Origin of the sequence: Rhizobium sp. NZLR10 (genome assembly GCF_019685125.1) — a bacterium.
Taxonomy (GTDB): domain Bacteria; phylum Pseudomonadota; class Alphaproteobacteria; order Rhizobiales; family Rhizobiaceae; genus Rhizobium.
In genome coordinates, this window is the sequence record NZ_JABDWE010000032.1 from 1 (window position 1) to 23,804 (window position 23,804).

19 protein-coding genes, 1 tRNA gene, 2 pseudogenes and 1 riboswitch are annotated in these 23,804 nt (G+C 58.8%); of the genes and pseudogenes, 6 read left to right on the forward strand and 16 right to left on the reverse strand.

Annotated features, from left to right (window positions below; translation table 11 throughout):
* Positions 1–117: 117 nt before the first annotated feature.
* From HJB82_RS30825 to HJB82_RS32100, 3 genes and pseudogenes are all read left to right on the forward strand, one after another.
* A pseudogene (locus HJB82_RS30825) lies at positions 118–438 on the forward strand (transposase); the annotation flags it as partial.
* A gap of 497 nt (positions 439–935) precedes the next feature.
* The gene (locus HJB82_RS30830; protein ID WP_409201857.1) at positions 936–1,748 is read left to right on the forward strand and encodes an ISAs1 family transposase; all 813 of its coding nucleotides are present in this window, start codon (positions 936–938) and stop codon (positions 1,746–1,748) included.
* A 56-nt stretch (positions 1,749–1,804) separates the two neighbouring features.
* A pseudogene (locus tag HJB82_RS32100) lies at positions 1,805–2,050 on the forward strand (ISAs1 family transposase); the annotation flags it as partial.
* A gap of 89 nt (positions 2,051–2,139) precedes the next feature.
* Here HJB82_RS32100 and HJB82_RS30835 read toward each other — a convergent pair.
* From HJB82_RS30835 to HJB82_RS30860, 6 genes are all read right to left on the reverse strand, one after another.
* On the reverse strand, positions 2,140–3,225 hold the full coding sequence (locus HJB82_RS30835; protein ID WP_221142337.1) for a hypothetical protein: 1,086 nt from the start codon (positions 3,223–3,225) through the stop codon (positions 2,140–2,142).
* A 184-nt stretch (positions 3,226–3,409) separates the two neighbouring features.
* On the reverse strand, positions 3,410–5,455 hold the full coding sequence (locus HJB82_RS30840) for a hypothetical protein (RefSeq protein WP_221142338.1): 2,046 nt from the start codon (positions 5,453–5,455) through the stop codon (positions 3,410–3,412).
* 53 nt (positions 5,456–5,508) lie between these two features.
* Positions 5,509–7,227 carry a hypothetical protein gene (locus HJB82_RS30845; protein WP_221142339.1) on the reverse strand — a complete coding sequence of 573 codons (1,719 nt, stop codon included), beginning with the start codon at positions 7,225–7,227 and terminating at the stop codon, positions 5,509–5,511.
* Positions 7,228–7,260: 33 nt separating this feature from the next.
* Complete coding sequence (locus tag HJB82_RS30850; protein ID WP_221142340.1) at positions 7,261–7,452, reverse strand: hypothetical protein; 192 nt, start codon at positions 7,450–7,452, stop codon at positions 7,261–7,263.
* 706 nt (positions 7,453–8,158) lie between these two features.
* Positions 8,159–8,232: transfer RNA gene (locus HJB82_RS30855), tRNA-Gly, on the reverse strand.
* Between the two features lie 58 nt (positions 8,233–8,290).
* Positions 8,291–9,385: a 2'-deoxycytidine 5'-triphosphate deaminase gene (locus tag HJB82_RS30860; RefSeq protein WP_207582785.1), complete on the reverse strand. Its 1,095-nt coding sequence runs from the start codon at positions 9,383–9,385 to the stop codon at positions 8,291–8,293.
* Between the two features lie 73 nt (positions 9,386–9,458).
* Positions 9,459–9,537, forward strand: a riboswitch (SAM riboswitch).
* A 43-nt stretch (positions 9,538–9,580) separates the two neighbouring features.
* Between HJB82_RS30860 and HJB82_RS30865 the strand changes: the two genes are divergently transcribed.
* The gene (locus HJB82_RS30865; RefSeq protein WP_221116138.1) at positions 9,581–10,765 is read left to right on the forward strand and encodes an O-succinylhomoserine sulfhydrylase; all 1,185 of its coding nucleotides are present in this window, start codon (positions 9,581–9,583) and stop codon (positions 10,763–10,765) included.
* 265 nt (positions 10,766–11,030) lie between these two features.
* A complete protein-coding gene (gene apaG, locus HJB82_RS30870; protein ID WP_007633565.1) occupies positions 11,031–11,423 on the forward strand; it encodes a Co2+/Mg2+ efflux protein ApaG in 393 nt (130 codons plus the stop codon).
* Between the two features lie 146 nt (positions 11,424–11,569).
* Here the strand turns inward: apaG and HJB82_RS30875 are convergent, their stop codons facing one another.
* From HJB82_RS30875 to HJB82_RS30885, 3 genes are all read right to left on the reverse strand, one after another.
* A complete protein-coding gene (locus HJB82_RS30875) occupies positions 11,570–12,562 on the reverse strand; it encodes an Hsp33 family molecular chaperone (protein ID WP_207582783.1) in 993 nt (330 codons plus the stop codon).
* Between the two features lie 88 nt (positions 12,563–12,650).
* Positions 12,651–13,565: an ornithine carbamoyltransferase gene (argF, locus tag HJB82_RS30880; protein ID WP_007633567.1), complete on the reverse strand. Its 915-nt coding sequence runs from the start codon at positions 13,563–13,565 to the stop codon at positions 12,651–12,653.
* A 37-nt stretch (positions 13,566–13,602) separates the two neighbouring features.
* Positions 13,603–14,802 carry an aspartate aminotransferase family protein gene (locus tag HJB82_RS30885; protein WP_207582781.1) on the reverse strand — a complete coding sequence of 400 codons (1,200 nt, stop codon included), beginning with the start codon at positions 14,800–14,802 and terminating at the stop codon, positions 13,603–13,605.
* A gap of 423 nt (positions 14,803–15,225) precedes the next feature.
* On the opposite strand from HJB82_RS30885, the gene HJB82_RS30890 reads away from it, so the two are divergent.
* Positions 15,226–15,759, forward strand: coding sequence for a GcrA family cell cycle regulator (locus tag HJB82_RS30890; RefSeq protein ID WP_207582780.1), 534 nt, complete (start codon positions 15,226–15,228; stop codon positions 15,757–15,759).
* A gap of 177 nt (positions 15,760–15,936) precedes the next feature.
* Here HJB82_RS30890 and phoB read toward each other — a convergent pair whose 3' ends face one another.
* The 7 genes from phoB to phoR form a co-directional block, all read right to left on the reverse strand.
* Positions 15,937–16,620, reverse strand: a complete 684-nt coding sequence (gene phoB, locus HJB82_RS30895; protein ID WP_007633570.1) for a phosphate regulon transcriptional regulator PhoB — start codon at positions 16,618–16,620, stop codon at positions 15,937–15,939.
* A 132-nt stretch (positions 16,621–16,752) separates the two neighbouring features.
* Positions 16,753–17,466, reverse strand: coding sequence for a phosphate signaling complex protein PhoU (gene phoU, locus HJB82_RS30900; RefSeq protein ID WP_164006409.1), 714 nt, complete (start codon positions 17,464–17,466; stop codon positions 16,753–16,755).
* Between the two features lie 44 nt (positions 17,467–17,510).
* Positions 17,511–18,326 (reverse strand): phosphate ABC transporter ATP-binding protein PstB, encoded by an 816-nt coding sequence (gene pstB, locus HJB82_RS30905; RefSeq protein ID WP_007633576.1) that lies wholly within the window; start codon positions 18,324–18,326, stop codon positions 17,511–17,513.
* Positions 18,327–18,341: 15 nt separating this feature from the next.
* Positions 18,342–19,661 (reverse strand): phosphate ABC transporter permease PstA, encoded by a 1,320-nt coding sequence (pstA, locus tag HJB82_RS30910; protein WP_207582779.1) that lies wholly within the window; start codon positions 19,659–19,661, stop codon positions 18,342–18,344.
* A complete protein-coding gene (gene pstC, locus HJB82_RS30915) occupies positions 19,658–21,139 on the reverse strand; it encodes a phosphate ABC transporter permease subunit PstC (RefSeq protein WP_207582778.1) in 1,482 nt (493 codons plus the stop codon). The genes pstA and pstC overlap by 4 nt, the downstream gene beginning before the upstream one ends.
* 137 nt (positions 21,140–21,276) lie before the next feature.
* Positions 21,277–22,311: a substrate-binding domain-containing protein gene (locus HJB82_RS30920; RefSeq protein WP_207582777.1), complete on the reverse strand. Its 1,035-nt coding sequence runs from the start codon at positions 22,309–22,311 to the stop codon at positions 21,277–21,279.
* Between the two features lie 281 nt (positions 22,312–22,592).
* Positions 22,593–23,705 carry a phosphate regulon sensor histidine kinase PhoR gene (gene phoR, locus HJB82_RS30925; protein WP_405048940.1) on the reverse strand — a complete coding sequence of 371 codons (1,113 nt, stop codon included), beginning with the start codon at positions 23,703–23,705 and terminating at the stop codon, positions 22,593–22,595.
* Between the last annotated feature and the right edge of the window lie 99 nt (positions 23,706–23,804).

Sequence of the window (23,804 nt, forward strand, 5' to 3'; positions counted from 1 at the left end):
CGCCAGCCTCCTGCTCACGCAGCACACCGATGATCTGCTCTTCTGTAAATCTCTGCTTCTTCATTCGTCCGTCCTTCGTAAGGCCGGACTCTAATCAATTCTGGAAGAAATTCGCAGTGGCAGGTCAACATCGAACAGGTTCTCGTGCCGACGCTCAGTTCGGGTGATACTGTCATCATGGATAACCTGCCGGCTCACAAAGCCGATGGTGTCCGCCAGGCCATCGAAGCTGCCGGTGGCAGGCTGCTCTATCTCCCGCCCTACAGTCCCGACTTCAACCCCATCGAAATGGCCTTTTCAAAACTTAAAGCGCTTCTGCGCGCAAGAGCCGAGCGCTCCGTTGACGCCTTGTGGGATACCGTCGGAAAAATCGTCACGCTCTTCAAACCGCAGGAATGTGCAAACTACTTCGCAGCAGCCGGATATGACCCCGATTAAAATGGACGTGCTCTAATTATCAAGCGGCCGCTAGGATCTATGACCGGATCATGTTCCCTTGGACTCCATATTTCGAAGTGCATCGGATTCCAGTTCAGGACTATTTCGATGTCCTCGACCGCAGCTCGACCAGTGTTGTTAAACCAGAGTTCCTGAGTGATTATAGGAAGATCCGCACCATTTGGTCCGACGTTTGGGACACTGTAGTAGTGTTGATGCCTTAGTGACCAGCGCAACTTGCCTCTGGCGAGCGCTATTTGGGTAATAGCAACCGTGATAATCGTGAGAATTACGGCTTGGAAAAACCGTGACGAAAGGATGTCATACAAGAATGGTCACCGGCTAGCTGGTTGCGCTGCCTGACGCTGCATGAGGTTTAGGTTGTCGTCAACGGGGGCAAACCGCAAATCAGGGCAATCGCTTCAGCTTTTCATTTCATCGTGGCCGGGGAGGTGCGAGTGTGATTCATCAGGAGCTTCGAATCGACGGAGCCGTTCATGCCAACCTCTCCCGCGTCTTCCCGCGCCATTCTTGATCATTTTTCGGCGCTTTCTGACCCGCGAGAGTATTGGCGGGTGGTTTATCCGCTGCCGGAGGTTCAGCTGCTTGTGCTGTGTGCGACGCTGAGCGGCATGGAAGATTTCGTCGAGATCCGGCTTTGGGGCGAAGAGCGGATGGACTTTCTGCGGCGGTTCCTGCCCTTCGAACGCGGGCTGCCATCCCACGACACATTGAACGACGTCATCAACGCACTTGATCCGGACCTGTTCAAATCCTGCTTCACCTCACGGGTCGAAGCGTTACGGGATGGCGATCCGGATGTCATCGCAATTGATGGCAAGACATCAAGGCGCACCCACGCGCGCGGCCGGGGCGCGAACCGCTGCATATGGTGTTGGCATGGGCGACCCGGGCAGCGGCTGGTTTTTGGCCAGGAGGCGACCGACGTCAAATCGAACGAGATCACGGCTATTCCGCTGCTGCTGGAGCGACTTGAGTTGACCGGCGCCATCGTCACCATCGATGCCATGGGCACCCAGTCGGTCATTGCCGAGACGATCGTCCGGCGCGGCGGCGATTATCTGCTTGCCCTCAAAGCCAACCGGCCCGCCACCTATGACGACGTCGTACGCTTCTTCGCCGATCCGCCCGCCGATATGATTGAAACGGACACGGCAGTGGTCGAGAATGATCATGGCCGGATCGAGCAGCGCCGACACACCGTCTGCCACGACGTCGATTGGCTGATCTCCGACCGCCGATATCCCGATGAACCGCGCTTTCCGCATCTGGCCATGATCGCCATGTAGAAAGCCGCACCGAACGCGCCGGCAAGGTCGAGACCGAAAGGCGCTATTATCTTTCGTCAGCCAAACTCACCCCGAAAACCTTCGCCGCCGCCGTGCGTGCCCACTGGGGCATCGAGAACCGATTGCATTGGGTGCTCGACGTCGTCTTCCACGACGACCTCTCAAGATTGCGAACCGCCTCTGGACCGCACAACATGGCCCTCGTCAGAAATCCAAACGATAAGCACAGCCTCAAAGTCCGACGTAAAAAGACAAACCTCAACGACGACTATCTCGAAAGTCTCATTCAAGCGATAAATTAACCTGAAGCGATTCCCCTGACCGCAAATCAAGGAAATTCATTGTTTCTTCGCTCTACGCATGAATCTCTGTCGAACAGACAGCAGCGGAATCAGAAGAAGATGTTGATATCGTCTACTATAACGCCAGTCACCTCGCCCTTCTCTCCGTCAACGGCGGCGTTTCCGTTTCCTAGATGAGCGGGGTTTGGCACATCCCCGGTGGCACCAGGGCTACCCGCTTGACACCACCCGTTGCTGGGGCCGCCCCGACCGCCGCGGGCCGCGTTGCCTGGTTGTCCGCCCATTCCGTAGGCCCCCGCAAGGCCACCGCGATCGTTGACCCGTGCATAGCTGAGCACTTGCATTCCATCTGCTAGGGTAACGTAAACTATATCTGCGCCGTTACCTCCGTTACCGGCGTCACCTCCACGTCCCCCCCGTCCACCATCGCCACCACGACCGCCCCGACCTGGGCCTTCCTTGCAATCAAAGAGACTAGTAGCACCTTCTTTGCCAGGGGCGCCTGCGCCCCCAGCGCCGCCGGTTCCGCCTCGCGCCCCGTCACCGCCGTTAATTCCAGGGACGGATATTCCAAAATTGAGGAACCCAGGTGGTATGGCGCCGCCCGGATCTAAAATTTCTCCCGCTATGACGTAAATTGTGGGCAATTGCTGCGTCGCCCCAGATTCGCCAGCGGTTCCATCTTGTCCGGCAGACCCGGGGTTGCCTTGCCTGTTGACTTCACCTGAGCCATCGGCGCCCTTGGATCCTGTCGTTCCCGCATTTCCATCTGCCGCGGAAACGACAGCAGGATCCCGCATGATAAATGAAAATAGTGACGGATCGGAAAAGCGCAATTGCTTCGTCACCACCGCGATCCACGGATAGTTTAATCCTTTCAAGATCATCCGCGAGCCCGGCGCAAATACAATTTGATCCGCTTTGATCACTTGTTGGCCGAACGACTCCTCGCTGTTGATTGGTATAACTGAAATTACGGACGCGTTCTTGATTGCGTCTAGCACCTCTCCTGGTATGTCCACGGCAAGCATCCCTGCGTGAAGGCCTTTGCTGGCGCCAGCTCGACTATCAACTATCCTCACAACTGGAACATTCGACGCCGCGAACGTCTGCACCGGGTCTGATAAAATCACGAACGTGGAAGCAGCAAGTGTCAATAGCAAAAATTTGTTCATGTCACCCTCCCTCATATCTAGGTTGAGTGTAGTAAAACAATGAACTCGAGTACAGGTTGATTTTCGGGTTAGAATAAACGAAGTATGTAATGATAATTCGACCCGGCGGAAACCCGAAAGGTCACACGAATTAATTAACTTCGCTAACCATTTATGGGACTTGACCTTCTCGGCTCCGGAGTGCTTACCTAGCCACCTGGTAGGATGGGCAGCGCGAAATTGCTTGCGACAACCTGAAACCCTCGACATTGATCGCTGTGATAGCATGTAGATCTGAGCCCAGCGAAGGACTGACGTGGAACTCGAAATCAAGAATGCCGCAATCCATTCGGGCGAGGCTTTGATACTGCAAGCCGCCGGAACTCTTATCCTCGACGCAGACTACGCAATAACTGGCTTGTTCACGATGTAGCGTTGAATTTTCAGACAGCACCGAAAACTTTGCCTTGCAGCCCGGCACCAGTTGATCTGGCGCGATGATTGAAATACTCGCCGAACCATCGTCCCAGTTTTGAAGTGGCCCACACGATGCACAGGCCGTATAGTGGTGGACCGGCAGAGCGCTTATTGGATCCTCAGCTCTAAAGACTGAAACAGTACCTTTGCACCTCTGGCAAATCGCCGAAGCTGATGATAAATAGGAAGTGTATCCACTCATTAACGCATCTTGAAAGTGCTCGCGCACTAAGCCTTCGAGAAGTGTCTCGGCCAACACGTGGGCCCATATACCGCTGTAGATACGAATTGCAGCCTCTTTTGTTTCTAAGTCGGTCTGTTTGATTCCGAGGCCTAACGGCAGGGTAGCGGCCTCGATCCGAGCATACTCGAAAAGGACCCAAGCAGAAGCTCGGATCTTAGACAACGTGGCAATGCGATCTTTGACAGAGGGAAATGAACGTGGCTCCTGCTCGTACAGACGGGAGATTGCAGCCTCCACGTTCGCTGCCCGACATAACTCAATATGCAAAGCTTTCAAGCGCTCGACAAAAGAGAAAACATCACGTTGTTGAGAAAGCGAACTTTCATCATGCTGCTGAACTTGCCGACTTGAAGCGGGCATAATTTCCGAAGACGGGCTTTCATCTAAATCGAACCATGATGACGCTAGATCTCCCAGGGGATCGTCTTCCTTTGACCTAAACAAGTCCAACAAATATATATCTCCCACTATTACGAGATCTGGTGCTGGTGCAAACGAATTTCGTTGCGCCAACTCCGGCAGAAGTCGAATAGGAAGGTCCCCAACAATATGATCCATGAGTTCCGTAACGATCGACGGAGTAAGCATTATTTGTGACGTAGAAGCTACAATACCTGCGGCGTAGCCCTCCATTGCGCTCTTCAAAAGGCTATTTGTGGACGGAAAAACTTCTCCGTTGAGGCTTAGCGAATTGCATGAAAACAAGGCGATGAAGCTTGCTTTGATCTCTGACGGATATTTTATGTCTCCCGTGATACTTCTTGTCTTACGACAATTCCTCATTCCATGATGGTTGCTGCAGCCATCAGTTAAAACGTGACCTGCGAAAGTTCTTTCCTGATCTGACATTAATCCACACAGTATGCTCGATCGCAGCTTTAGGTGACCACCGTCGCCGTGACCGTGGATTGCTGCCGCCCTCCAACTTCTCGAGAATAACAAGGGTTCTACGCCGACCAGCGTGGTACGACGCCCGTCGGCGTGGTATTCGGAACTATGACAAGTTAGGGCGTCCAGTTTGACGCTTGATCGAGGTAGATTGTGAGTCTGCTCACAGCTAAGCAGAGCCTTCGCCACGACGAAACTAATACCTGGAATATCGTCAGCGACCAGGATGCTCCATGCAACGGCACATTGCCGGCCAAATTCGATTAATTTCGCATGAGTGAAATTATTGGCAGGGCCGACTAACGTTACGCTTCTGCAGTGTTCTGGTAACTGTTCAAGCGGCGGAAAACTGCTTGATTCTATAAGCCTTCGCTTCGTTGCGCTGGCAAGTGCTCGGGCGACAGATTCAAACTCCGCGCCAATAAGAAAAACAATGGCGCCTGCTTCAAAAAACGTTGTGCGAGCATTCAGACGATCGAAAGTTGTTGGAGTCGTGTACCAGTCCAACACACCCGTCCACGTTTTGAAGCGGCCAGCTTCTGCGGGACGCAGAACTGGAATAATTCCGTTCGCAAAGAGGGTTGTAAATTCCCGCCGATACTCACTTTCACTTTCTAGCCAGCGATAACTGTTGACACCCATACTCTTCGAACCACCCTGAGCTGACGCGCATTGCCTGCGATTCACTGCCGAATCTACCCAAAACCGCTTACAGCTTCACCCTCTCGCGAGGCAGTTGCTGGAGAGCGTCGGTTCCGAAAGGAAAGTTGTTCTAGTTCGACACCTTCAATAGAATACTTTCGGAGACTTGTTTTTGAAATGGGATCAAATGGTCGCAGATCGTGTGGATGGAGTTCCTCCACTCCAAGAGTTGCGACACGTGTAGGGCTGCTCTTGCGCCCATATTTTCCGACCATATTCTCCTCGCCTCCCACGGGACGAGGTGCCATTCGCCAAACCAAACCCCTTTCACTTGAGAAGCTGACATGTCCGTAACCACGCTCTTCGAGCGGTGTCATCGGCAAATCCTCCTCCGAGACAAGGCCCTTAAACAAACGTTTTGCTCTCCCCTGATTCACTATCTGTCCGGTATCCACCGTGAAACCACGATCAAAGAAATCGCAGGCATCAAATCCGCCCTCTCTTAAGGCTGATGCATAATTTCGAACTACGGGCAGCACCTCGCGTTCGACATAGCGCGATTTTCTGCGATCAGTCGCAATCAAATCTACGGCCGATCGCTCGATTGAAGATACGACAGCTTCGACGTCATCCCACACAGCGCTGCGGAAGGACTCGCGTCGCCCTATTCCGTGCTCTTTTTTGTAGGACAGAAGGGCGTTGAGAAACGGTCTTGTTGCATCATTGTAACCGCCAGCCCGCTGGGTCGTTTCAGGATATAAGTGCAAAGCGGAGAACGTACCGCGATAATCAAAAATCGGATCGACCGCATAATAAGCTCCATCGCTGTTCGCGAATTTGTAAAGCTCTACATGCTTCCATCCGTCGTCAATCAACTTACCCAAACGCGCCAAGCTCCTTTCCACGAACGCGCTGCAGTCATAGACGTCCACCACAGCGTCCGACGAAAATAATAGGTATGATATGCTTTTCGTACTGAACACCGGCGATCGCCCTTGGAGCTCAAGAATTTCAGTTATTGGTATTGAACTTTTGTGGACGGCTTTGCTCAATAATAGATGAGGCCCAACTCTAATGACGTGATGACCTGCGACGATTTTTTCTTCGACGCCCCGCTCACACTTGACTGCTAGCGGAGCAAATCGCAACTCGACCCCGCCTTGCGCGCTACCCCCAACACCCTTAAGCAAGTCTTTATAAATGGCGATTGAGCGCGCAAAGTCCCTCATATATGGGGAAGCTTGTAAAGTGCGGCGCGCAAGAGCCCAACCATCTGCGTACGCTGTTAATGAAAACCGTAAAGAGGCGATCGAGTCTCGCAAATCTCTGGCTATAGCAGTGTGCATATCTACCAAATGAGGATCCGCAGCTGAAAAACCTACGGTAGAAATTCTGACTTTTACTTTCAGAATGTCTCGCGCCCAGGAAATGTATTCATATAAATGCGGGAACGAACCTATGTCATTATCAAAATATGGAAATATAACCTGAGGACGATGGCTTCGGCAACCACCCAACTCTAGTCCTTTTTCCAGGAGGACTATCGAAAGTGCAATAAAAAGCTCTTTCATTCCCCGTCTTGTGAATTGCCATATATCTACTCCTGCCGACTGACTGCAAAACGCACATCTGCTAAAGCATCCAACTTGTGGTTGGAGATACTGGAGGTAAGTGAAGCTCGCTTCGGGCAAAAGCCTCATCTGCGCAGCGATGTTGTCTACAACATCGCTGCGCACATCCACGATATCAGCATCAACGTCTTGCAAAGCCATATTCCCTGTTGCGAAGCTAGCGAGACCCTTCTTTTACCAAGCTACCGGAACAGTACGCGCGACTTTTGCAATAAGATTATTGAACTGAGAACTTAAAGCTTCTACATCGCTAAATTCTATTCTCTGCTTGTTGGTAAGAGCTTCACCCAGTTGAGACAACTTCAACTGTAACGATTTGGCATCCGCTGCAATTGTTCTTGTGTATTCCTCCGCTGCATTCGTCATGATGTGCACTCCCCGTTGGCTCAGGTTCCAAACCTGTACACGAATAACGTGCGCTTTCGAAAGGGTATCGTCAACATTTCCTGACCTCATCCTTAAGAACGACGATCTGGCGATTGCCCACCAAGGGTTGATATTCTTATACCGAATTTACCTCTTTAGGCGTAAGCGCGAGCTAAGGCCGCTGAGGGAGCGCAGCTCGATCGCGTGAGGCGTCGATTTCGGCGCTGATAATCCGTTCGCCAGCCGCCCAAGGGCTGGGTAAGGTAGGATTGCGGTCGACCTCTCGATCAGCGACAGGATCGCGGTGGTGCGCTCGCCGCTCCGGAGCGCTCCAGGGAACAACCAGTTCTTTGGTCCGAGCTCCTGGATGCCGGTGAGTCATAGGCTTCCGACCCCGCCCGGCGTTGCCGTTTGAGATGAGGACGCGGGCGGCAGTCTGAAGGACGAACCCAGAGCCTGTTTGTTGACGTTGACCTTGCCCCGTTGAAATAATCCATTCTGAAGTAAGCTCTGGCCTATGAGAGGACTGGGGGATGAAGCGCAACCGCTTCACAGACGAACACATTATCGGCATCCTGAAGGATGCGCGAGGCGGGCACGCCGGTCTAGGAGCTTCCGCAAGCACGGCGGCCTACCCTATGCAACTGGTTTTTATGACAATATTGGACGTCTTTGGACGAACATCAGCGAAACGGTTGCAGGGCTGTGGAGCGGGTGAAGGGAATCGAACCCTCGTATTCAGCTTGGGAAGCTGCTGCTCTACCATTGAGCTACACCCGCGATAGCTGAGATTTCCAACAGATGGGGGCCGCTGTCAAGTCGCGGCAGCCGGGAAGTCTCAGATGCGGAAGTGCTTCGAGAGTTTGAGGCCCTGGGCCTGGTAGTTGGAGCCGAGGCCGGAGCCGTAGAGGCTGGTCGGCTTTTCCTGCATGTGTTCGTAGACCAGGCGGCCAACGATCTGGCCGTCTTCGAGGATGAAGGGCACTTCGTGGCTGCGCACTTCGAGCACGGCGCGGCTGCCGCGGCCGCCGGCCGGCGCATGGCCGAAGCCCGGATCGAAGAAGCCGGCATAATGGACGCGGAATTCGCCGACCAAGGGGTCGAACGGGGTCATTTCGGCGGCATAATCCGGCGGCACATGCACGGCCTCGCGCGAGACGAGGATATAGAACTCGTCGGGATCGAGGATCAGTTCGTTGCGGCCGCGGCTATAGAGCGGTTCCCAGAAATCGTAGATGTCGTGCTGGGCTTTCTTGTCGACATCGACGACGGCGGTGTGGTGTTTGCCGCGATAGCCGATCAGGCCGTCTTCGTCTCCGGCGAGGTCGATCGACAGAGCGATGCCGCTGCCGGACACATTCGGCTGCTTGCTGGCGACCAGCGTCTCGCTTTCATGCAGCTTCAACAGCTCCGGCTCGCTGAGCAAAGCATGGCCGACGCGGAAGCGGATCTGCGACAGGCGCGAGCCGCGGCGTACGACGATCGGGAAGGTGCGCGGGCTGATTTCCAGATAGAGCGGTCCGGAATAACCGGCCGGGATCTTGTCGAACTCCTGGGCATAGTCGGTGATGACGCGGGTGAAGATATCGAGCCGGCCGGTCGAGCTCTTCGGATTGGCCGAGGCCGACATGTCGGCCGGCAGCGCCAGGCTTTCCATCAGCGGCACGATGTAGACGCAGCCGGTTTCGAGCACCGCGCCTTCGGAAAGGTCGACCACATGCAGGCTCAGCCGGTCGAGCTTGTCGGCCACCAGATGCGAGGGGCCGGGCATGAAGCTGGCGCGCACGCGAATAGCCTTGGCGCCCAGGCGCAAATCGAGGCTTGCCGGCTGGATCTGGTCGCGGTCCAGCTCCCGTTCGGAGATCAGACGACCCGTTTCAAACAGCGCCGATATCGCGCCGTCCGCCAGAATTCCCGTTTCACGAGCCATCATGCCTCATCCATCATTTGCCGCCGACAAAACCAAACTCGGGGAATTGACGCAAGCAGCTAACAGCAGTATTGCAGAATTATCCCGTGGTGATTTGGCCGGTCGGCTTGCAGCCACGTTAAACAAGTGGCTAAAAAGACCGGGTTGAAAACCGGTCTGCTTTTGCGACCGGTTTTTTTGTTATGTGAAGGTGATGGCATGAGCAAGACCTGGCGCCCGGCAACCCAACTCGTCCACGGCGGAACCTTGCGTTCGCAATATGGCGAGACGTCCGAAGCAATCTATCTCACGCAGGGTTTCGTCTATGACACGTCGGAGGCGGCCGAAGCCCGCTTCAAGGGCGAGACGGAAGGCTACATCTACGCCCGCTACGGCAGCCCGACCAACGACATGTTCGAAAAGCGGATGTGCATGCTCGAAGGCGCGGAAGACGCCCGCGCCACCGCCTCCGGCATGGCGGCCGTCACCGCGGCGGTGCTCTGCCAGGTCAAATCAGGCGACCATATCGTCGCGGCGCGCGCGCTGTTCGGTTCCTGCCGCTGGGTTGTCGAGACATTGGCGCCGAAATACGGCATCGAGTGCACGCTGGTCGACGGCCGGGATCTTGCAAATTGGGAAAAGGCAATCCGGCCGAACACCAAGGTGTTCTTCCTGGAAAGCCCGACCAACCCGACGCTCGAAGTGGTCGATATCTCAGGTGTTGCCAAGCTCGCCAACCAGATCGGCGCCAAGGTCATCGTCGACAACGTCTTCGCCACGCCGCTTTTCCAGAAGCCGTTGGAGCTCGGCGCCCATATCGTCGTCTATTCCGCCACCAAACATATTGACGGCCAGGGCCGCTGCCTCGGCGGCGTGGTGCTGGCCGACAAGGACTGGATCGACGAGAATCTGCACGACTACTTCCGCCACACCGGCCCGGCCATGTCGCCGTTCAACGCCTGGACGCTGCTGAAGGGCATCGAGACGCTGCCGCTGCGCGTGAAGCAGCAGACTGAGAATGCGGCGAAGATCGCCGATTTCCTGGCCGAGCAAAGCAAGGTCGCCAAGGTGATCTATCCCGGCCGCAAGGACCATCCGCAGGCCGATATCATCGCCAAGCAGATGACCGGCGGCTCGACCCTCGTCGCCTTCGAGCTGAAGGGCGGCAAGGAAGCCGCCTTCGCGCTGCAGAACGCGCTCGATATCATCAAGATTTCCAACAATCTCGGCGACAGCAAGAGCCTGATCACCCATCCGGCAACCACCACCCACAAGAACCTGTCGGAGGAGGCGCGCGCCGAACTCGGCATTTCCCCGGGTACGGTCCGCCTTTCGGCCGGCATCGAGGATACCGACGACCTGATCGAGGATTTCGCCAAGGCGCTTGCCAAGGTCTCGGCCTGATCCAGGGATATTGGCGGCCGGACCTCGCTTGGGGTTCGGCTCGCCAGACCTCACCGGCGTTCGGCTCGCCGGACCTCAGCAGGTTGAGGCCGGGGGAACAAGCTCGGTCGCGCCGGCGTTCGGAAGTGGAATTGACACCGACAATTAGGCTTAACGATCGAAACACTTCGATCACGACCGTTTTAGTGACGATCAACGTTCCGTTTCTTGACGGGCAGGGCCTCTTATAAGATACGGGTAACATATCTTGACTAAGGTGCAAGGCATGTATCGCGCCCTCACAAAAGATATCGAAGTCGTCGTCGAACCATTCTATCTGGAGGAGCAATCCGATCCGGACGACGATCGCTATGTCTGGGGCTATCGGATTGTCATCAGCAACAATTCCGGCATCGCCGTTCGCCTGGTCAATCGCTATTGGAATATCACCGACCAGAATGGACAGGTGGACGAGGTCACCGGTCCGGGCGTCGTCGGCGAACAGCCGCGGCTCAGCCCCGGCGACACCTACGAATATTCCTCCGGCTGCCCACTCGACACCCCCTCCGGGCTGATGTTCGGCCATTACCAGATGGAAACGGACGAAGGCGACACCTTCGATGTCGACATTCCCGCCTTCTCGCTGGATTCACCGGGGTTGTTGCGCGTGCTCAACTGACAGGCCGGCCCGAAATCATTTTGCCCGCTTGATAGATTGCCGACACCGGCCCCTCATCCGCCTGCCGGCACCGACCGGGGTCGAGACCGGTGGCTCGACCCCGGCAAGGGTTAGGGTGAGGGGCAGATATCAGGGGCCAACCGAGCCTATTCGGCCGGCTGAAGTTCGACCGGCTCGAAGCGATAGGTGGTCGAGCAGAATTCGCAGGTGACAGCGATCTCGCCATCTTCCTGGCTGGCCTCGATCTCCTCGGCAGAGAAGCCCTTCAGCACGCCCTTGATCTTGTCACGCGAACAGCTGCAGCGATCGAAGACGGCGCGCGGTTCGTAGACGCGCACGCCGCGCTCGTGGAACAGGCGGAACAGCAGCCGCTCGGTGCCAACCAGCGGATCGGTGAGTTCATCCGCATCGATGGTCTCGACCAGCGAACGCGCTTCGGCCCAGGAATCGTCCTCGCTATGCGGGCGGCTGCCGGTGTCGCCGTCGCCGCCGTGGAGATCCGGTTGACGCATGCGCTCCGGCGCTTCCGGCAGGAACTGGGCGACAAGGCCACCTGCCCGCCAGCGATGGCGTGGCTGGCCTTCATCGTCGCGATCGAAGAGTTCGGCCGCGGCCAGACGCACGCGCGTCGGGATCTGCTCCGACTGGCGGAAGTAGACGCCGGCAATGTCCTCGAGCGTGGTGCCGTCGAGCGCGACAATACCTTGGTAGGGCTGGCCGAACTTGCCCTGGTCGATGGTGAAGGCAAGCACGCCGTGGCCGAGCAATTGCTCCGGCTCGGTTTCGCCAGCTTCAATGGCCTTGTCGAGCAGCGCCTGGTCGAAACGGGCATAGGCACGGACATTTTCCGGCGTCGAAAAATCGGCAACGAGAAGATCGACCGGGCCGTCGCCCTTGGTCTGCACGGTGAACTTGCCGTCAAACTTCAGCGAGGTGCCGAGCAGCACCGTCAGCACGACGACTTCGGCGAGCAGCCGGGCGACAGGGGCCGGATAATGATGGCGCTCGAGGATCGCGTCGAGCATCGGGCCGAGCTGGACGGCGCGGCCGCGCACATCCAGCCCGTCCACCTGAAAGGGGACGACATGGTCATCGCCGGCGAAATCGAACTGGCCGAGGGCGGCTGCAGCTTCTGCCATGGATTCACTCCTAGTTTTCAAGCGAAAGGACAGGGTGCTCTTCGCTCGCGCGGCCACGCGTTTTTCGCACGCGGCGTCCGATTATGGTTCAGATCGCGCCCAGGCACCAAGCAAGAATCGACTTCTGCGCATGAAGACGGTTTTCCGCTTCATCGAAGACCACGGATTGCGGACCATCGATCACGTCGTCCGTCACTTCCTCACCGCGATGAGCGGGCAGGCAATGCATGAACAATGCATCATTGCCGGCCTTCGCCATCAAGGCCGCGTTGACCTGGTAAGGCTGAAAGACATTGTGACCCCGGGCCCGATGTTCCTGATTCATGGAGACCCAGGTATCGGTCACCACGCAATCGACGCCTTCGACCGCACGGTCGGCATCATGGCAGAGCATGATTTCGGCGCCCTCATTGCGGGCCCAGTTCAGATAGTGATCCTTAGGCTCCGAGCCAAGGGGCACCGCCATGTTCATGCGATAGCCGAAGCGGGCGGCGCCTTCGACCAGCGAATGCAGCACATTGTTGCCGTCGCCGGTCCAGGCGATGGTCTTTCCCTTGATCGGGCCGCGATGCTCTTCGAAGGTCATGATATCGGCCATGATCTGGCAGGGATGGGTGTCATCCGTCAGCGCGTTGATCACAGGCACGGTCGCATGTTCGGCAAGCTCCACCAGGCGCGAATGCTCGGTAGTGCGGATCATGATCGCATCGACATAACGCGACAGAACCTTGGCGGTGTCGCCGATCGTCTCGGCGCGGCCGAGCTGCATCTCGGTGCCGGACAGGAACAGCGTTTCGCCGCCGAGCTGGCGCATGCCGACATCGAAGGAGACGCGGGTGCGCGTCGACGGCTTCTCGAAGATCATCGCCAGCATCTTGCCGGCGAGCGGCTTGTCGCCCGTGCCGGCCTTGAAGGCCTGCTTGCGGGCGAGCGCATCGTTCATGATGGTTCTGAGATCGGCTGAGGTGACCGCGGAAAGATCGAGGAAATGTTTGGGAGCCATGTTCTTACCTGTGCTGCGCCCGAAGGCGGCAATCTCTTCAAGCCGTTTTCTTGACCTTCGCGGCGCGAATGCTCTCGGCGGCGCGCTCGATGCGGTCAAGGCCCTCTCGGGCTTCCTCGGCGGTGACGACGAGGGGCGGAAGAAGGCGGATGACGTTATCGCCGGCGGGTATGCCGAGCAGATGGGCGGCGCGGATCGCCTGCAGCAATTCGGCCGAGGGAATAGCAGCCTTGATGCCGAGCAACAGCCCCTCGCCTCTGATATCCTCGATCACATCGGGATAGCGATCCTTCAGCGAGGCGAGGCCCTGGCGGAAGACGAGTGCTACGTCGCGCACCTGCTGGAGGAAGCCATCGGCGAGGATGATGTCGAGCACGGCGCTGCCGACGGCCATGGCGAGCGGATTGCCGCCATAGGTCGAGCCATGCGTGCCGGCCTTCATGCCGGAGGCGGCCTCTGAAGTAGCAAGGCAGGCGCCGAGCGGGAAACCACCGCCGATGCCCTTGGCAACCGCCATGATGTCGGGCGTGACGCCCGACCATTCATGGGCAAAGAACCTGCCGGTGCGGCCAACGCCGGTCTGGACCTCGTCGAGGATCAACAGCAGGCCGTTTTCGTCGCAAATCTGGCGAAGCGCCTTCATGAATTCGGGGGTGGCAGGACGCACGCCGCCCTCGCCCTGCACCGGCTCGATGAGGATTGCCGCCGTCGCATCGGTGATCGCGGCGCGGACCGCTTCGATGTCGCCGAACGCCACCTGATCGAAACCCGGCGCCTTGGGGCCGAAGCCTTCGAGATATTTCTCCTGGCCACCGGCGGCGATTGTCGCGAGCGTCCGCCCATGGAAGGCGCCCTCGAAGGTGATGATATGGAAGCGCTCGGGATGGCCGTTGGAAAACTGATAACGGCGCGCCGTCTTGATCGCGCATTCGAGCGCTTCAGCACCCGAATTGGTGAAGAACACCTTGTCGGCGAAGGTGGCGTCGGTCAGCCGTTTGGCCAAACGCTCCTGGCCGGGGATCTCATAGATGTTGGAGAGGTGCCAGACCTTGTCGGCCTGCTCCTTCAGCGCGCCGACCACATGCGGATTGCCGTGGCCGACCGAGGTGACGGCAACACCGGCGCCGAAATCGAGATAACGTTCGCCGCTTTCGGTGATCAGCCACACGCCCTCGCCTCGCTCGAACCGCAGCGGGGCACGAGAGTAGGTGTCATAAAGCGGCGCGGCTTCAGCCATGGCGCGGTCTCCCGATCAGAGTTATCAAGCAACGGACTCCGGCTAAGAAAACCAGGCCCGAAAAATTAAAAATGCCGCCTTGCGGCGGCCAGCGGTACTATTTCCTTTTCGCGCTGCAATGTCAACAAAACTGCGCCCTTAGCGCATGCAGCAAGGTTGTACAGCGGTGTTTTCGACCTTCAACAGGCTTTATTGCAGAAATGACACGCTGGGGCAGCAAGTTGGGGAAAACTCCGAATTCGATTCATCCGGATTCATGCGACTCTTGTCACGGAGTCACGCTCACACTAGGTTAAAGTTCAATTACTAGACTGCATGCGGCGGAACTAGTCACCAAAATTGATCAAGCGTTTCTTGTTTCGGAGCTTCCGAGGCAACGGTGAGGGATTCTGCCATCACCAACGCAGAAGGTGGAGACAGGGCATGAACTGGACAGACGAGCGGGTCGAGAAACTCAAGAAGCTTTGGGCCGAAGGACTGAGCGCCAGCCAGATCGCGGCGCAACTTGGCGGTGTCAGCAGAAACGCTGTAATCGGCAAGGTGCACCGCCTGAGCCTTCCGGGCCGCGCCAAGGCCGGCGGCACGGCCGCCACGGCCCGAACGCCGAAACGCAATACATCGGCGCCGCGCGCGCCGAACTTCGCCTCTCGGATCACCACCCGCACCGTTACCCGCCAGCAGGGCGCAACGATGCTGAAGGAAGAGATCGAGATCGAAACGGTCGAGGAAATGGAATACGTGCCGAAAGGCAACGTGGTCGTGCCGATCTCCCGCCGCCTCGGCCTGACGGAACTGACCGAACGCACTTGCAAGTGGCCGGTCGGCGATCCGCTGAAGGATGACTTCCACTTCTGCGGCTGCGAGTCCCCCGACAATTCACCCTATTGCGGCTATCACCAGAAACTCGCCTACCAGCCCGTCAACGAACGCCGCCGGGCGGCAGCGCGGGCGAGCTGAACGGGTGACATTGTCGACATGCAAAAACGGGCTGGAAGGCCCGTTTTTTTATGTGAGTACGTTGGGTGTGGCTGCCCCTCATCCGCCTGCCGGCACCGACCGGGGTCGAGACGAGTGGCTCGACCCCGGTCGGGTTAGGGTGAGGGGCAGAGCTTGCTCGACTTTATCGGAAACCCCTCAGGCTTCCATCGAATAGCCGGCGCCGCGGACGGTGCGGATGACGTCTTGCATGTTGGAGAAGTTCAGCGCCTTGCGCAGGCGGCCGACATGGACGTCGACGGTGCGTTCGTCGACATAGATATCGTGGCCCCAGACGCCGTCGAGAAGCTGCGAGCGGGAGAAGACCCGGCTCGGCGACGACATCAGGAATTCCAGCAGGCGGAATTCGGTGGGGCCGAGGCGGACTTCGCGGCTTTTGCGATGGACGCGATGGGTTTCGCGGTCGAGTTCGATATCGCCGCATTTCAGCACCGTCGACAGCACCTCGGGACGGGCGCGGCGTAGCATCGCCTTGACGCGGGCAACGAGCTCCGGGGTCGAGAACGGCTTGACGACGTAATCGTCGGCCCCGGTCGACAGTCCGCGGACGCGCTCGCTCTCTTCGCCGCGCGCCGTCAGCATGATGATCGGCAGACGTTCGGTTTCCGGCCGCATGCGCAGGCGCCGGCAGAGTTCGATGCCGGAGACGCCGGGCAGCATCCAATCGAGGATGAGCAGGTCGGGCGTGCGCTCCTGAAGCCTGATTTCGGCTTCGTCGCCACGAAGGATAGTATCGACCTCGAAGCCTTCCGCTTCGAGATTGTAGCGAAGAAGCACGCTCAAGGCTTCCTCGTCTTCAACAACTGCAACTCTCGGGATCATGCCTGTCGGTCTCCTCGCGCATGTTCCTTAAACCGGGGTGATTTAAGCAATGCATCCTGCGCAAATTCAGAAAGGTGGCTGCGACCTCTTTGCGCGCCCGGATGGGCGCGCACGCAACGGCTAGTATGGGCTTTATTCCGTGACCGCGCCGACGGTGTTGGCGCTGTCGTCTTTCGGACGGTCACCTTCCGGCTGTGCGCCGGTCGCCATGTAGTAGATCGTCTCGGCGATGTTGGTGGCGTGGTCGCCGATGCGCTCGATGTTCTTGGCGCAGAAGAGCAGATGCGTGCAGCTGGTGATGTTGCGCGGATCTTCCATCATGTAGGTCAGCAGCTCGCGGAACAGCGAGGTGTACATCGCGTCGATCTCGTTGTCGCGTTCACGGATCGCATTGGCCTTGTCGGCGGAGCGCGTCGTGTAGACGTCGAGCACTTCCTTGAGCTGGACGAGCGCCAGCTCGGACAGATGCTCGAGACCGCGGGCGAGCTTGCGCGGAACGCCGGTGCTCTGCACGGCGATGACGCGCTTGGCGGTGTTCTTGCCGAGGTCGCCGACGCGTTCGAGATCGGCGGCGATGCGGATCGAACCCATGATTTCGCGCAGGTCCGAGGCCATCGGTTGACGGCGGGCGATGGTAACGATCGCCTTGTCGCCGATTTCTCGCTCGGCGTGATCGAGGATCACATCGTCGGAGATGACCTTCTGCGCCAGCGCGGTATCGCCGTTGACGAGCGCCCGGACGGCCTCGCTGACCATCTGCTCGGCCAGGCCGCCCATTTCGGAAATCCGCCTGGACAGGAACTTCAGATCATCATCATAGGCAGAAAAAATATGTGTCGATGCCATGGGGCTTTATCCTCGAATAACGGGAAGGCTTGGTGTCGCCAAAATCAACCGAAGCGACCCATGATGTAGTCCTGGGTGCGCGGATCGTCGGGATTGGTGAACATCTTGTCGGTGTCGTTCTCCTCGACGAGATTGCCGAGGTGGAACATGGCGGTGCGCTGCGAGACGCGCGCGGCCTGCTGCATGGAGTGGGTGACGATGACGATCGTGTAGTTCTCGCGCAGTTCGTGGATCAGTTCCTCGACCTTGGCGGTGGCGATCGGGTCGAGCGCCGAGCAGGGCTCGTCCATCAGGATGACTTCAGGGCTGACGGCGACGGCGCGGGCAATGCAGAGGCGCTGCTGCTGACCGCCGGACAGGCCGGTGCCGGATTCATGCACGCGGTCCTTGACCTCGTTCCAGAGGCCGGCACGCTGCAGGCTGGTCTCGACGATCTGGTCGAGATCGGCCTTCGACTTGGCAAGGCCATGGATGCGCGGGCCGTAGGAGACGTTTTCATAGATCGTCTTCGGGAACGGGTTCGGCTTCTGGAAGACCATGCCGACGCGGGCGCGAAGTTCGACGACGTCGATATCGGGATCATAGATATCGTCGGTATCAAGCGTGATCTTGCCGGTGACCCGGCAGCCGTCGATCGTGTCGTTCATGCGGTTTAGGCTCCGCAGGAAGGTCGACTTGCCGCAGCCGGACGGGCCGATCAGCGCGGTTACGGTGTTTTCGCGGATGTTCAGGTTCACATCGAAAAGCGCGCGCTTCTCGCCATAGTAAACCGAGACATCCTTGCCGATCATCTTATAAGGGACGTTGCTCATCTTCTGATCCAGCGCTTTTTCAACTGCAGCTTCCGTCAACATGTTCATGATGTGTAACTCCGTTTACCAGCGGCGCTCGAAGCGACGACGCAAGAGGATGGCGCCCATGTTCATGACGATCAGGAACAGGAGCAGGACGATGATGGCACCCGAAGTCCGCTCGACGAAGGCACGTTCGGCCTCGTTGGCCCACATATAGACCTGCACGGGCAGAGCCGTCGAGGGATCGAGCGGCGTCGTCGGCGCGTTGGCGACGAAGGCGACCATGCCGATCAGCAGCAGCGGCGCGGTTTCGCCGAGCGCATGCGCCAGGCCGATGATCGTGCCGGTGAGGATGCCGGGCATGGCGAGCGGCAGAACATGGTGGAACACCATCTGCATCTTCGAGGCGCCGAGGCCGAGGGCTGCAGCGCGGATCGACGGCGGCACGGCGCGCAGTGCGGCGCGCGTCGCAATGATGATCGTCGGCAGGGTCATCAACGTCAGCACCAGGCCGCCAACCAGCGAAGCCGAACGCGGCAGGCCGACGAAGTTGATGAAGACGGAAAGGCCGAGCAGACCGTAGACGATCGAGGGCACGGCGGCGAGGTTGTTGATGTTGACCTCGATCAGATCGGTCAGCTTGTTCTTCGGCGCAAACTCCTCGAGATAGATCGAGGCGGCAACGCCGATCGGCAGAGCGAGCACCAGCACGATCAGCATCAGGTAGAGCGAGCCGATGAGGGCGACGCCAAGGCCTGCGGCCTCCGGACGGCTGGAATTGCCGTTGACGAAGAGGCCGGTGTTGAACTGCTTGTGGAGAGCGCCGCTCGCCTTCAGCTCGTTCATCCAGCCAACCTGCTTGTCGTTGACCTTGCGGTTCTTCTCATCGACCGACAGGTCGATCTGGCCCTTGTTGGCGCTGTCGACATTGGCGTCGGCGAGCACGGTGACATTGACCGTCTTGCCGATGATCGACGGGTCGGCGACGACCATGTCGCGCAGTTGGACCGGCGCACCCTTGGAGAGCATGGCGGATGCATCGCGCACGTCGGGACGGCTTGCGGCATTGACGTTCAGCTGCTTGACGATCGCGTCGCGCAGGAGAACCGGGTAGTTGGCGGCGATCAGCACCGAAGCATCGGTCGCACGCTTATTGCTGGGGTCGATCGTCTTCTCGGAAAATTCGATCGGCAGGGTGATCGCCGTCTGCTGAAAGGCGGTGTAGCCTTTGCCGATCACCGTCCACAGCAGGATGAACAGGAAGATGAGGCCGAAGGAGATGGCGGCGATGCCATAGGCCTGGAACCGGCGTTCGGCGGCGTAGCGGCGCTTGATGCCGATATCGCGGCGCGTGGGCGCCTTGGAAACGGTTATCCCGGCGGGAGAAACAATATCCGTCATTCGTACTGCTCCCGGTATTTGCGCACGATGTAGAGCGCGTAGATATTGAGGCAAAGCGTGATGCAGAACAGCGTGATGCCAAGGGCGAAGGCAACCAGCGTCTGCGGCGAGGTGAACTCGAGGTCGCCGGTGAGCTGATTGACGATCTTGACGGTCACCGTCGTCATCGGCTCGAAGGGGTTGATCTGGATGCGGGCGGCGACACCGGCGGCCAGCACGACGATCATAGTTTCACCGATGGCGCGCGAGGCGGTCATCAGCAAGGCGCCGACGATGCCGGGAAGGGCTGCGGGCAAGACCACTTTCTTGATGGTTTCGGAGCGTGTGGCGCCAAGACCGAGCGAACCGTCACGCAGCGTCCGCGGCACGGCGGTGATGATATCGTCCGACAGCGAGGAGACGTAGGGGATCAGCATGATGCCCATGACGATGCCGGCGGTCAGAACGCTCTGCGCCTGAATGAAGTTGGTGTAGTTGCCGGAGAGCAGGCCGCTGATCTGAGCCGAGAAATCGCGCAGGAACGGGCCGACGGTGACGAGCGCAAAGAAGCCGTAAACGATCGTCGGAATGCCGGCGAGCACTTCGAGCAGCGGCTTAGCGATCCCGCGCAGCTTCGGCGAGGCGTATTCGGCCATGTAGATCGCGGCAAACAGGCCGACCGGTACGGCGACCAGCATGGCGACCATGCCGATATAGAGCGTGCCGAGCAGCAGCGGGATAAGGCCGAACTGACCGAAGGACGAGCTGCCGGCGCCGGCAAAACGCGGGTCCCAGACGGTGCCGAAGAAGAAATCGGCGGCGGGAACGGCGGCAAAGAAGCGGGCGGCTTCCGACAGCATCGAGAATACGATGCCGATCGTCGTCAGGATAGCAATCGAAGAGGCGAGTAGCAGGCCCCAGAGCATGAAACGCTCAACCCGATTGCGGGCGCGGAAGCGCGGGGCGATGGCGCGCAGCGCATAGAAGGCGCCGGCAATGGCGAGGATGAAGACGACCGCCGTCATGGCGAGGCGGCTCGTCATGCTCTTGGCGTTGAGCGTCTTGGCTGCGTCGAGCATGTAAGGCAGCGGCTGGCCGGCAAGCGGCACACCCTTTTCGCTGAGCTTGGCCTGCAGGGCGGCCGGATCGCCGGCGACCGCTGCGGTTTCATCCGAGGTCAGCATCGTCAGGCCACGGGCGACCGTCGCCACCATGGAATAGCCAAGATCCTGCTCGACGGCGGCTTGAGCCTTGACATCGGCGGGGAAGTGGCTGCGAACCGAGGACTGGATGATGCCGGGGCTGACCGAGAGCCAGACGCAGAGCGCGAGGAGAGCAGGGAGAACCGCCCAGATCGCCGCATAGGCGCCGTAATAGACCGGCCGTGAATGCAATGCGGAGGACCGGCCCCCGGCAAGTGCCGTGGCCCGACTGCGCGCGACCAGATAGGCGGCGGCACCGATCACCACAAGGCACAGAAGTATGACGGATGTGCTCATTCGTTACGTCCCCAGGCCATAGCCCCAAAAAGCCCAATCATGCGGAATGAATTCAACCCTGCAGCGGAAATGTCGGCGCGCCCAGGGTTTAAGGCAATGCCGGCGCGGGCCTTTAGAGCGCCGCGCCGGCAAAGTCATTACATAGCCTTGCCGGCTTCGACTTCCTTGCGGATCGCATCACGCTCGGCATCCGGAGCGGCAACCAGGCCGTATTCGACGAGCGGGCTGTCGGGGCCGATCATCTGGTCGGATACGAAGAAGTTGACGTATTCCTTCAGGCCCGGAACGGCGCCGAGATGTGCCTTCTTGACGTAGAAGAACAGCGGGCGAGAAACCGGATAGGTGCCGTTGGCGATCGTTTCGGTGGACGGAACGATGCCGCTCATGCTGGCAACCTTGAGCTTGTCAGCGTTGTTTTCATAGAAGGAAAGGCCGAATACGCCGACGCCGGTCTTGTTGGCGGCGATGCGTGCCAGGGTTTCCGGATAGTCGCCGTCGATGTCGACAGCAGCGCCGTCCTTGCGGACTGCGACGCAGGCCTTGCCCTGGGCAGCCTTGTCGGCGATTTCCTTGGCGATGACGTCGACGGCACCGGCGGCCTTGCAGCCGGCGGCGAGAACGTTCTGTTCGAAGACTTCGCGGGTGCCGTGCTTTTCGCCCGGGATATAGGCAGCGATATCAACAGCCGGAAGCTTCGGGTTGACTTCCGACCACTTCTTGTAAGGGTTGGCGACGAGCTTGCCGTCGACGACGACCTGGGCTGCGAGGGCCTTGTAGATGTCTGCGGGAACGTAGGCAACATCCGGGTTGGAAGCGTCGGTTGCGAAGACGATGCCGTCATAACCGATCTTGACTTCCTGAATGTCGGTGACGCCTGCAGCCTTGCAGGCTTCGGCTTCGTTCTTGTTGATCGGACGCGAAGCGTTTGCAATGTCGATGGTGTCTTCGCCAACGCCCTTGCAGAATTCCTTCAGACCAGCGCCCGTGCCGCCGGATTCAACGACCGGCGTCTTGAAGTTGGTGAAGGTTTCGCCGAAGGACTCGGCAACGATCTTTGCGTAAGGCAGGACGGTGGACGAACCAGCAACCTGAATCTGGTCGCGGGCGACGGCAGCGCCAGCGAAAGCAGCGGTTGCAGCGAGCGCGGCAACGGTGAGCTTGAAGGTGTTCATTAGAAATCTCCCGGCATTTGGGCTTGTGTGAGTGCGGCCTTTCGAGAGGCCCTCGCAGTGCCTTTTTTCATCGGCGGGACTCTCTTAGCGCTGTAAGCACCGTCCTTTTATGTCAAATCGGTGAAACATTTGTGACAGTTTATCTCGTTGATTCTAAAAGCATATTTTCAGCGCTGCCGAGTGCTTGTGTCGGTCACGCTATGAACTTCGAGCCCGCCTCAACCTTATGTTGCAAAAAACCGCTGGAACATCGTTACTTAGGGGACAGGCAGCGTATCGCCTTAAAACCGCACGGTGAAATCGGTGCCCTTGCCGACTTCCGATTTGACGATCAGTCGCGCCCGGTGGCGGGTGAGGATGTGCTTGACGATGGCAAGGCCGAGGCCGGTGCCCTTTTTCGAGCGGCTGTCCTCGATGCTGACGCGATAGAAACGCTCGGTCAGGCGCGGCACATGCTCGGCCGGAATGCCCGGCCCCTTGTCGACGATGCTGACCTCGACCGGCTGGCCGGCGCCGTTCTTCAGCCAGACATCGACGATCTCGCCTTCCTGGCCATATTTGCAGGCGTTTTCCATCAGGTTCTCGAAGACCTGGACGAGTTCGTCGCGGTCTCCCAGCACCTCGACCTTGCCGTCGGGCAGATGCAGGTTGATGTCGACGCCGACATCCCTGGCAAGCGGGCCGAGTGAATCCCTGACATGGCCGAGCAGCGGCACTAGGTCGACCTTCTCATCCGGGGCGATATGCGATTTCAGCTCCAGCCGCGAGAGCGACAGCAGGTCGTCGACCAGCCGGCTCATGCGTGTCGTCTGATCGAACATGATGGCGAGGAACCGCGCCTGCGCCTTCAGATCGTTCTTTGCCGGCCCCTGGATGGTCTCGATGAAGCCGCGCAGCGACGCTAGCGGCGTGCGCAGCTCGTGGCTCGCATTGGCGACGAAATCCGACCGCATGCGATCGATGCGACGAACCTCTGAAATATCGCGGAAGGAGAGGATGAAATAGCGCTCATGCGGCCCGCCATCTGCCGAAAATTCAACGGGGGCGCTGCGGACGATATAGACACGTTCGGAGGGCAGCCGCTCGGCATGCTCGATCTGGTTCGGGGCGTTGGTGGAGATGGTTTCGCGCACCATGTCGAGCACGCCGGGCGAACGCAGGCGGGCCGATATATGGGCGCCGAGCGCCACCTCGCCGAAGGCCTTTTCGGCAGCCCGGTTCTGAAAGAGCACCGAGGCATCGTCCGACAGCACCATGACCGGGATATCGAGGCCGGCGAGCGTGGCGGACACTTCCGGCAGGCGGCTTGGCAGCACCTCCGGCTTGATCTCAACCGGCTCGACCGGCTCTGCCTTGATATCAGGCGCCTCGTTGAAAAGCGCGGTGACGATCATCACAAGCAGGAGGATGAGCACCACCCACTTGTTCATGCCGGCGGCAAGCGTGACGAGCGCACTGAGGATCGCCGCCAGCAGCACCGGCCGTTCGCGCCG

Bases quoted from the DNA above. Each gene is read 5' to 3' on its own strand.
- HJB82_RS30830 (WP_409201857.1), top strand. From the start codon at position 936: ATGCCAACCTCTCCCGCGTCTTCCCGCGCCATTCTTGATCATTTTTCG.
- HJB82_RS30835 (WP_221142337.1), bottom strand. From the start codon at position 3,225: ATGAACAAATTTTTGCTATTGACACTTGCTGCTTCCACGTTCGTGATT.
- HJB82_RS30840 (WP_221142338.1), bottom strand. From the start codon at position 5,455: ATGGGTGTCAACAGTTATCGCTGGCTAGAAAGTGAAAGTGAGTATCGG.
- HJB82_RS30845 (WP_221142339.1), bottom strand. From the start codon at position 7,227: ATGGCTTTGCAAGACGTTGATGCTGATATCGTGGATGTGCGCAGCGAT.
- HJB82_RS30850 (WP_221142340.1), bottom strand. From the start codon at position 7,452: ATGACGAATGCAGCGGAGGAATACACAAGAACAATTGCAGCGGATGCC.
- HJB82_RS30860 (WP_207582785.1), bottom strand. From the start codon at position 9,385: ATGATGGCTCGTGAAACGGGAATTCTGGCGGACGGCGCGATATCGGCG.
- HJB82_RS30865 (WP_221116138.1), top strand. From the start codon at position 9,581: ATGAGCAAGACCTGGCGCCCGGCAACCCAACTCGTCCACGGCGGAACC.
- apaG (WP_007633565.1), top strand. From the start codon at position 11,031: ATGTATCGCGCCCTCACAAAAGATATCGAAGTCGTCGTCGAACCATTC.
- HJB82_RS30875 (WP_207582783.1), bottom strand. From the start codon at position 12,562: ATGGCAGAAGCTGCAGCCGCCCTCGGCCAGTTCGATTTCGCCGGCGAT.
- argF (WP_007633567.1), bottom strand. From the start codon at position 13,565: ATGGCTCCCAAACATTTCCTCGATCTTTCCGCGGTCACCTCAGCCGAT.
- HJB82_RS30885 (WP_207582781.1), bottom strand. From the start codon at position 14,802: ATGGCTGAAGCCGCGCCGCTTTATGACACCTACTCTCGTGCCCCGCTG.
- HJB82_RS30890 (WP_207582780.1), top strand. From the start codon at position 15,226: ATGAACTGGACAGACGAGCGGGTCGAGAAACTCAAGAAGCTTTGGGCC.
- phoB (WP_007633570.1), bottom strand. From the start codon at position 16,620: ATGATCCCGAGAGTTGCAGTTGTTGAAGACGAGGAAGCCTTGAGCGTG.
- phoU (WP_164006409.1), bottom strand. From the start codon at position 17,466: ATGGCATCGACACATATTTTTTCTGCCTATGATGATGATCTGAAGTTC.
- pstB (WP_007633576.1), bottom strand. From the start codon at position 18,326: ATGAACATGTTGACGGAAGCTGCAGTTGAAAAAGCGCTGGATCAGAAG.
- pstA (WP_207582779.1), bottom strand. From the start codon at position 19,661: ATGACGGATATTGTTTCTCCCGCCGGGATAACCGTTTCCAAGGCGCCC.
- pstC (WP_207582778.1), bottom strand. From the start codon at position 21,139: ATGAGCACATCCGTCATACTTCTGTGCCTTGTGGTGATCGGTGCCGCC.
- HJB82_RS30920 (WP_207582777.1), bottom strand. From the start codon at position 22,311: ATGAACACCTTCAAGCTCACCGTTGCCGCGCTCGCTGCAACCGCTGCT.
- phoR (WP_405048940.1), bottom strand. From the start codon at position 23,705: ATGATCGTCACCGCGCTTTTCAACGAGGCGCCTGATATCAAGGCAGAG.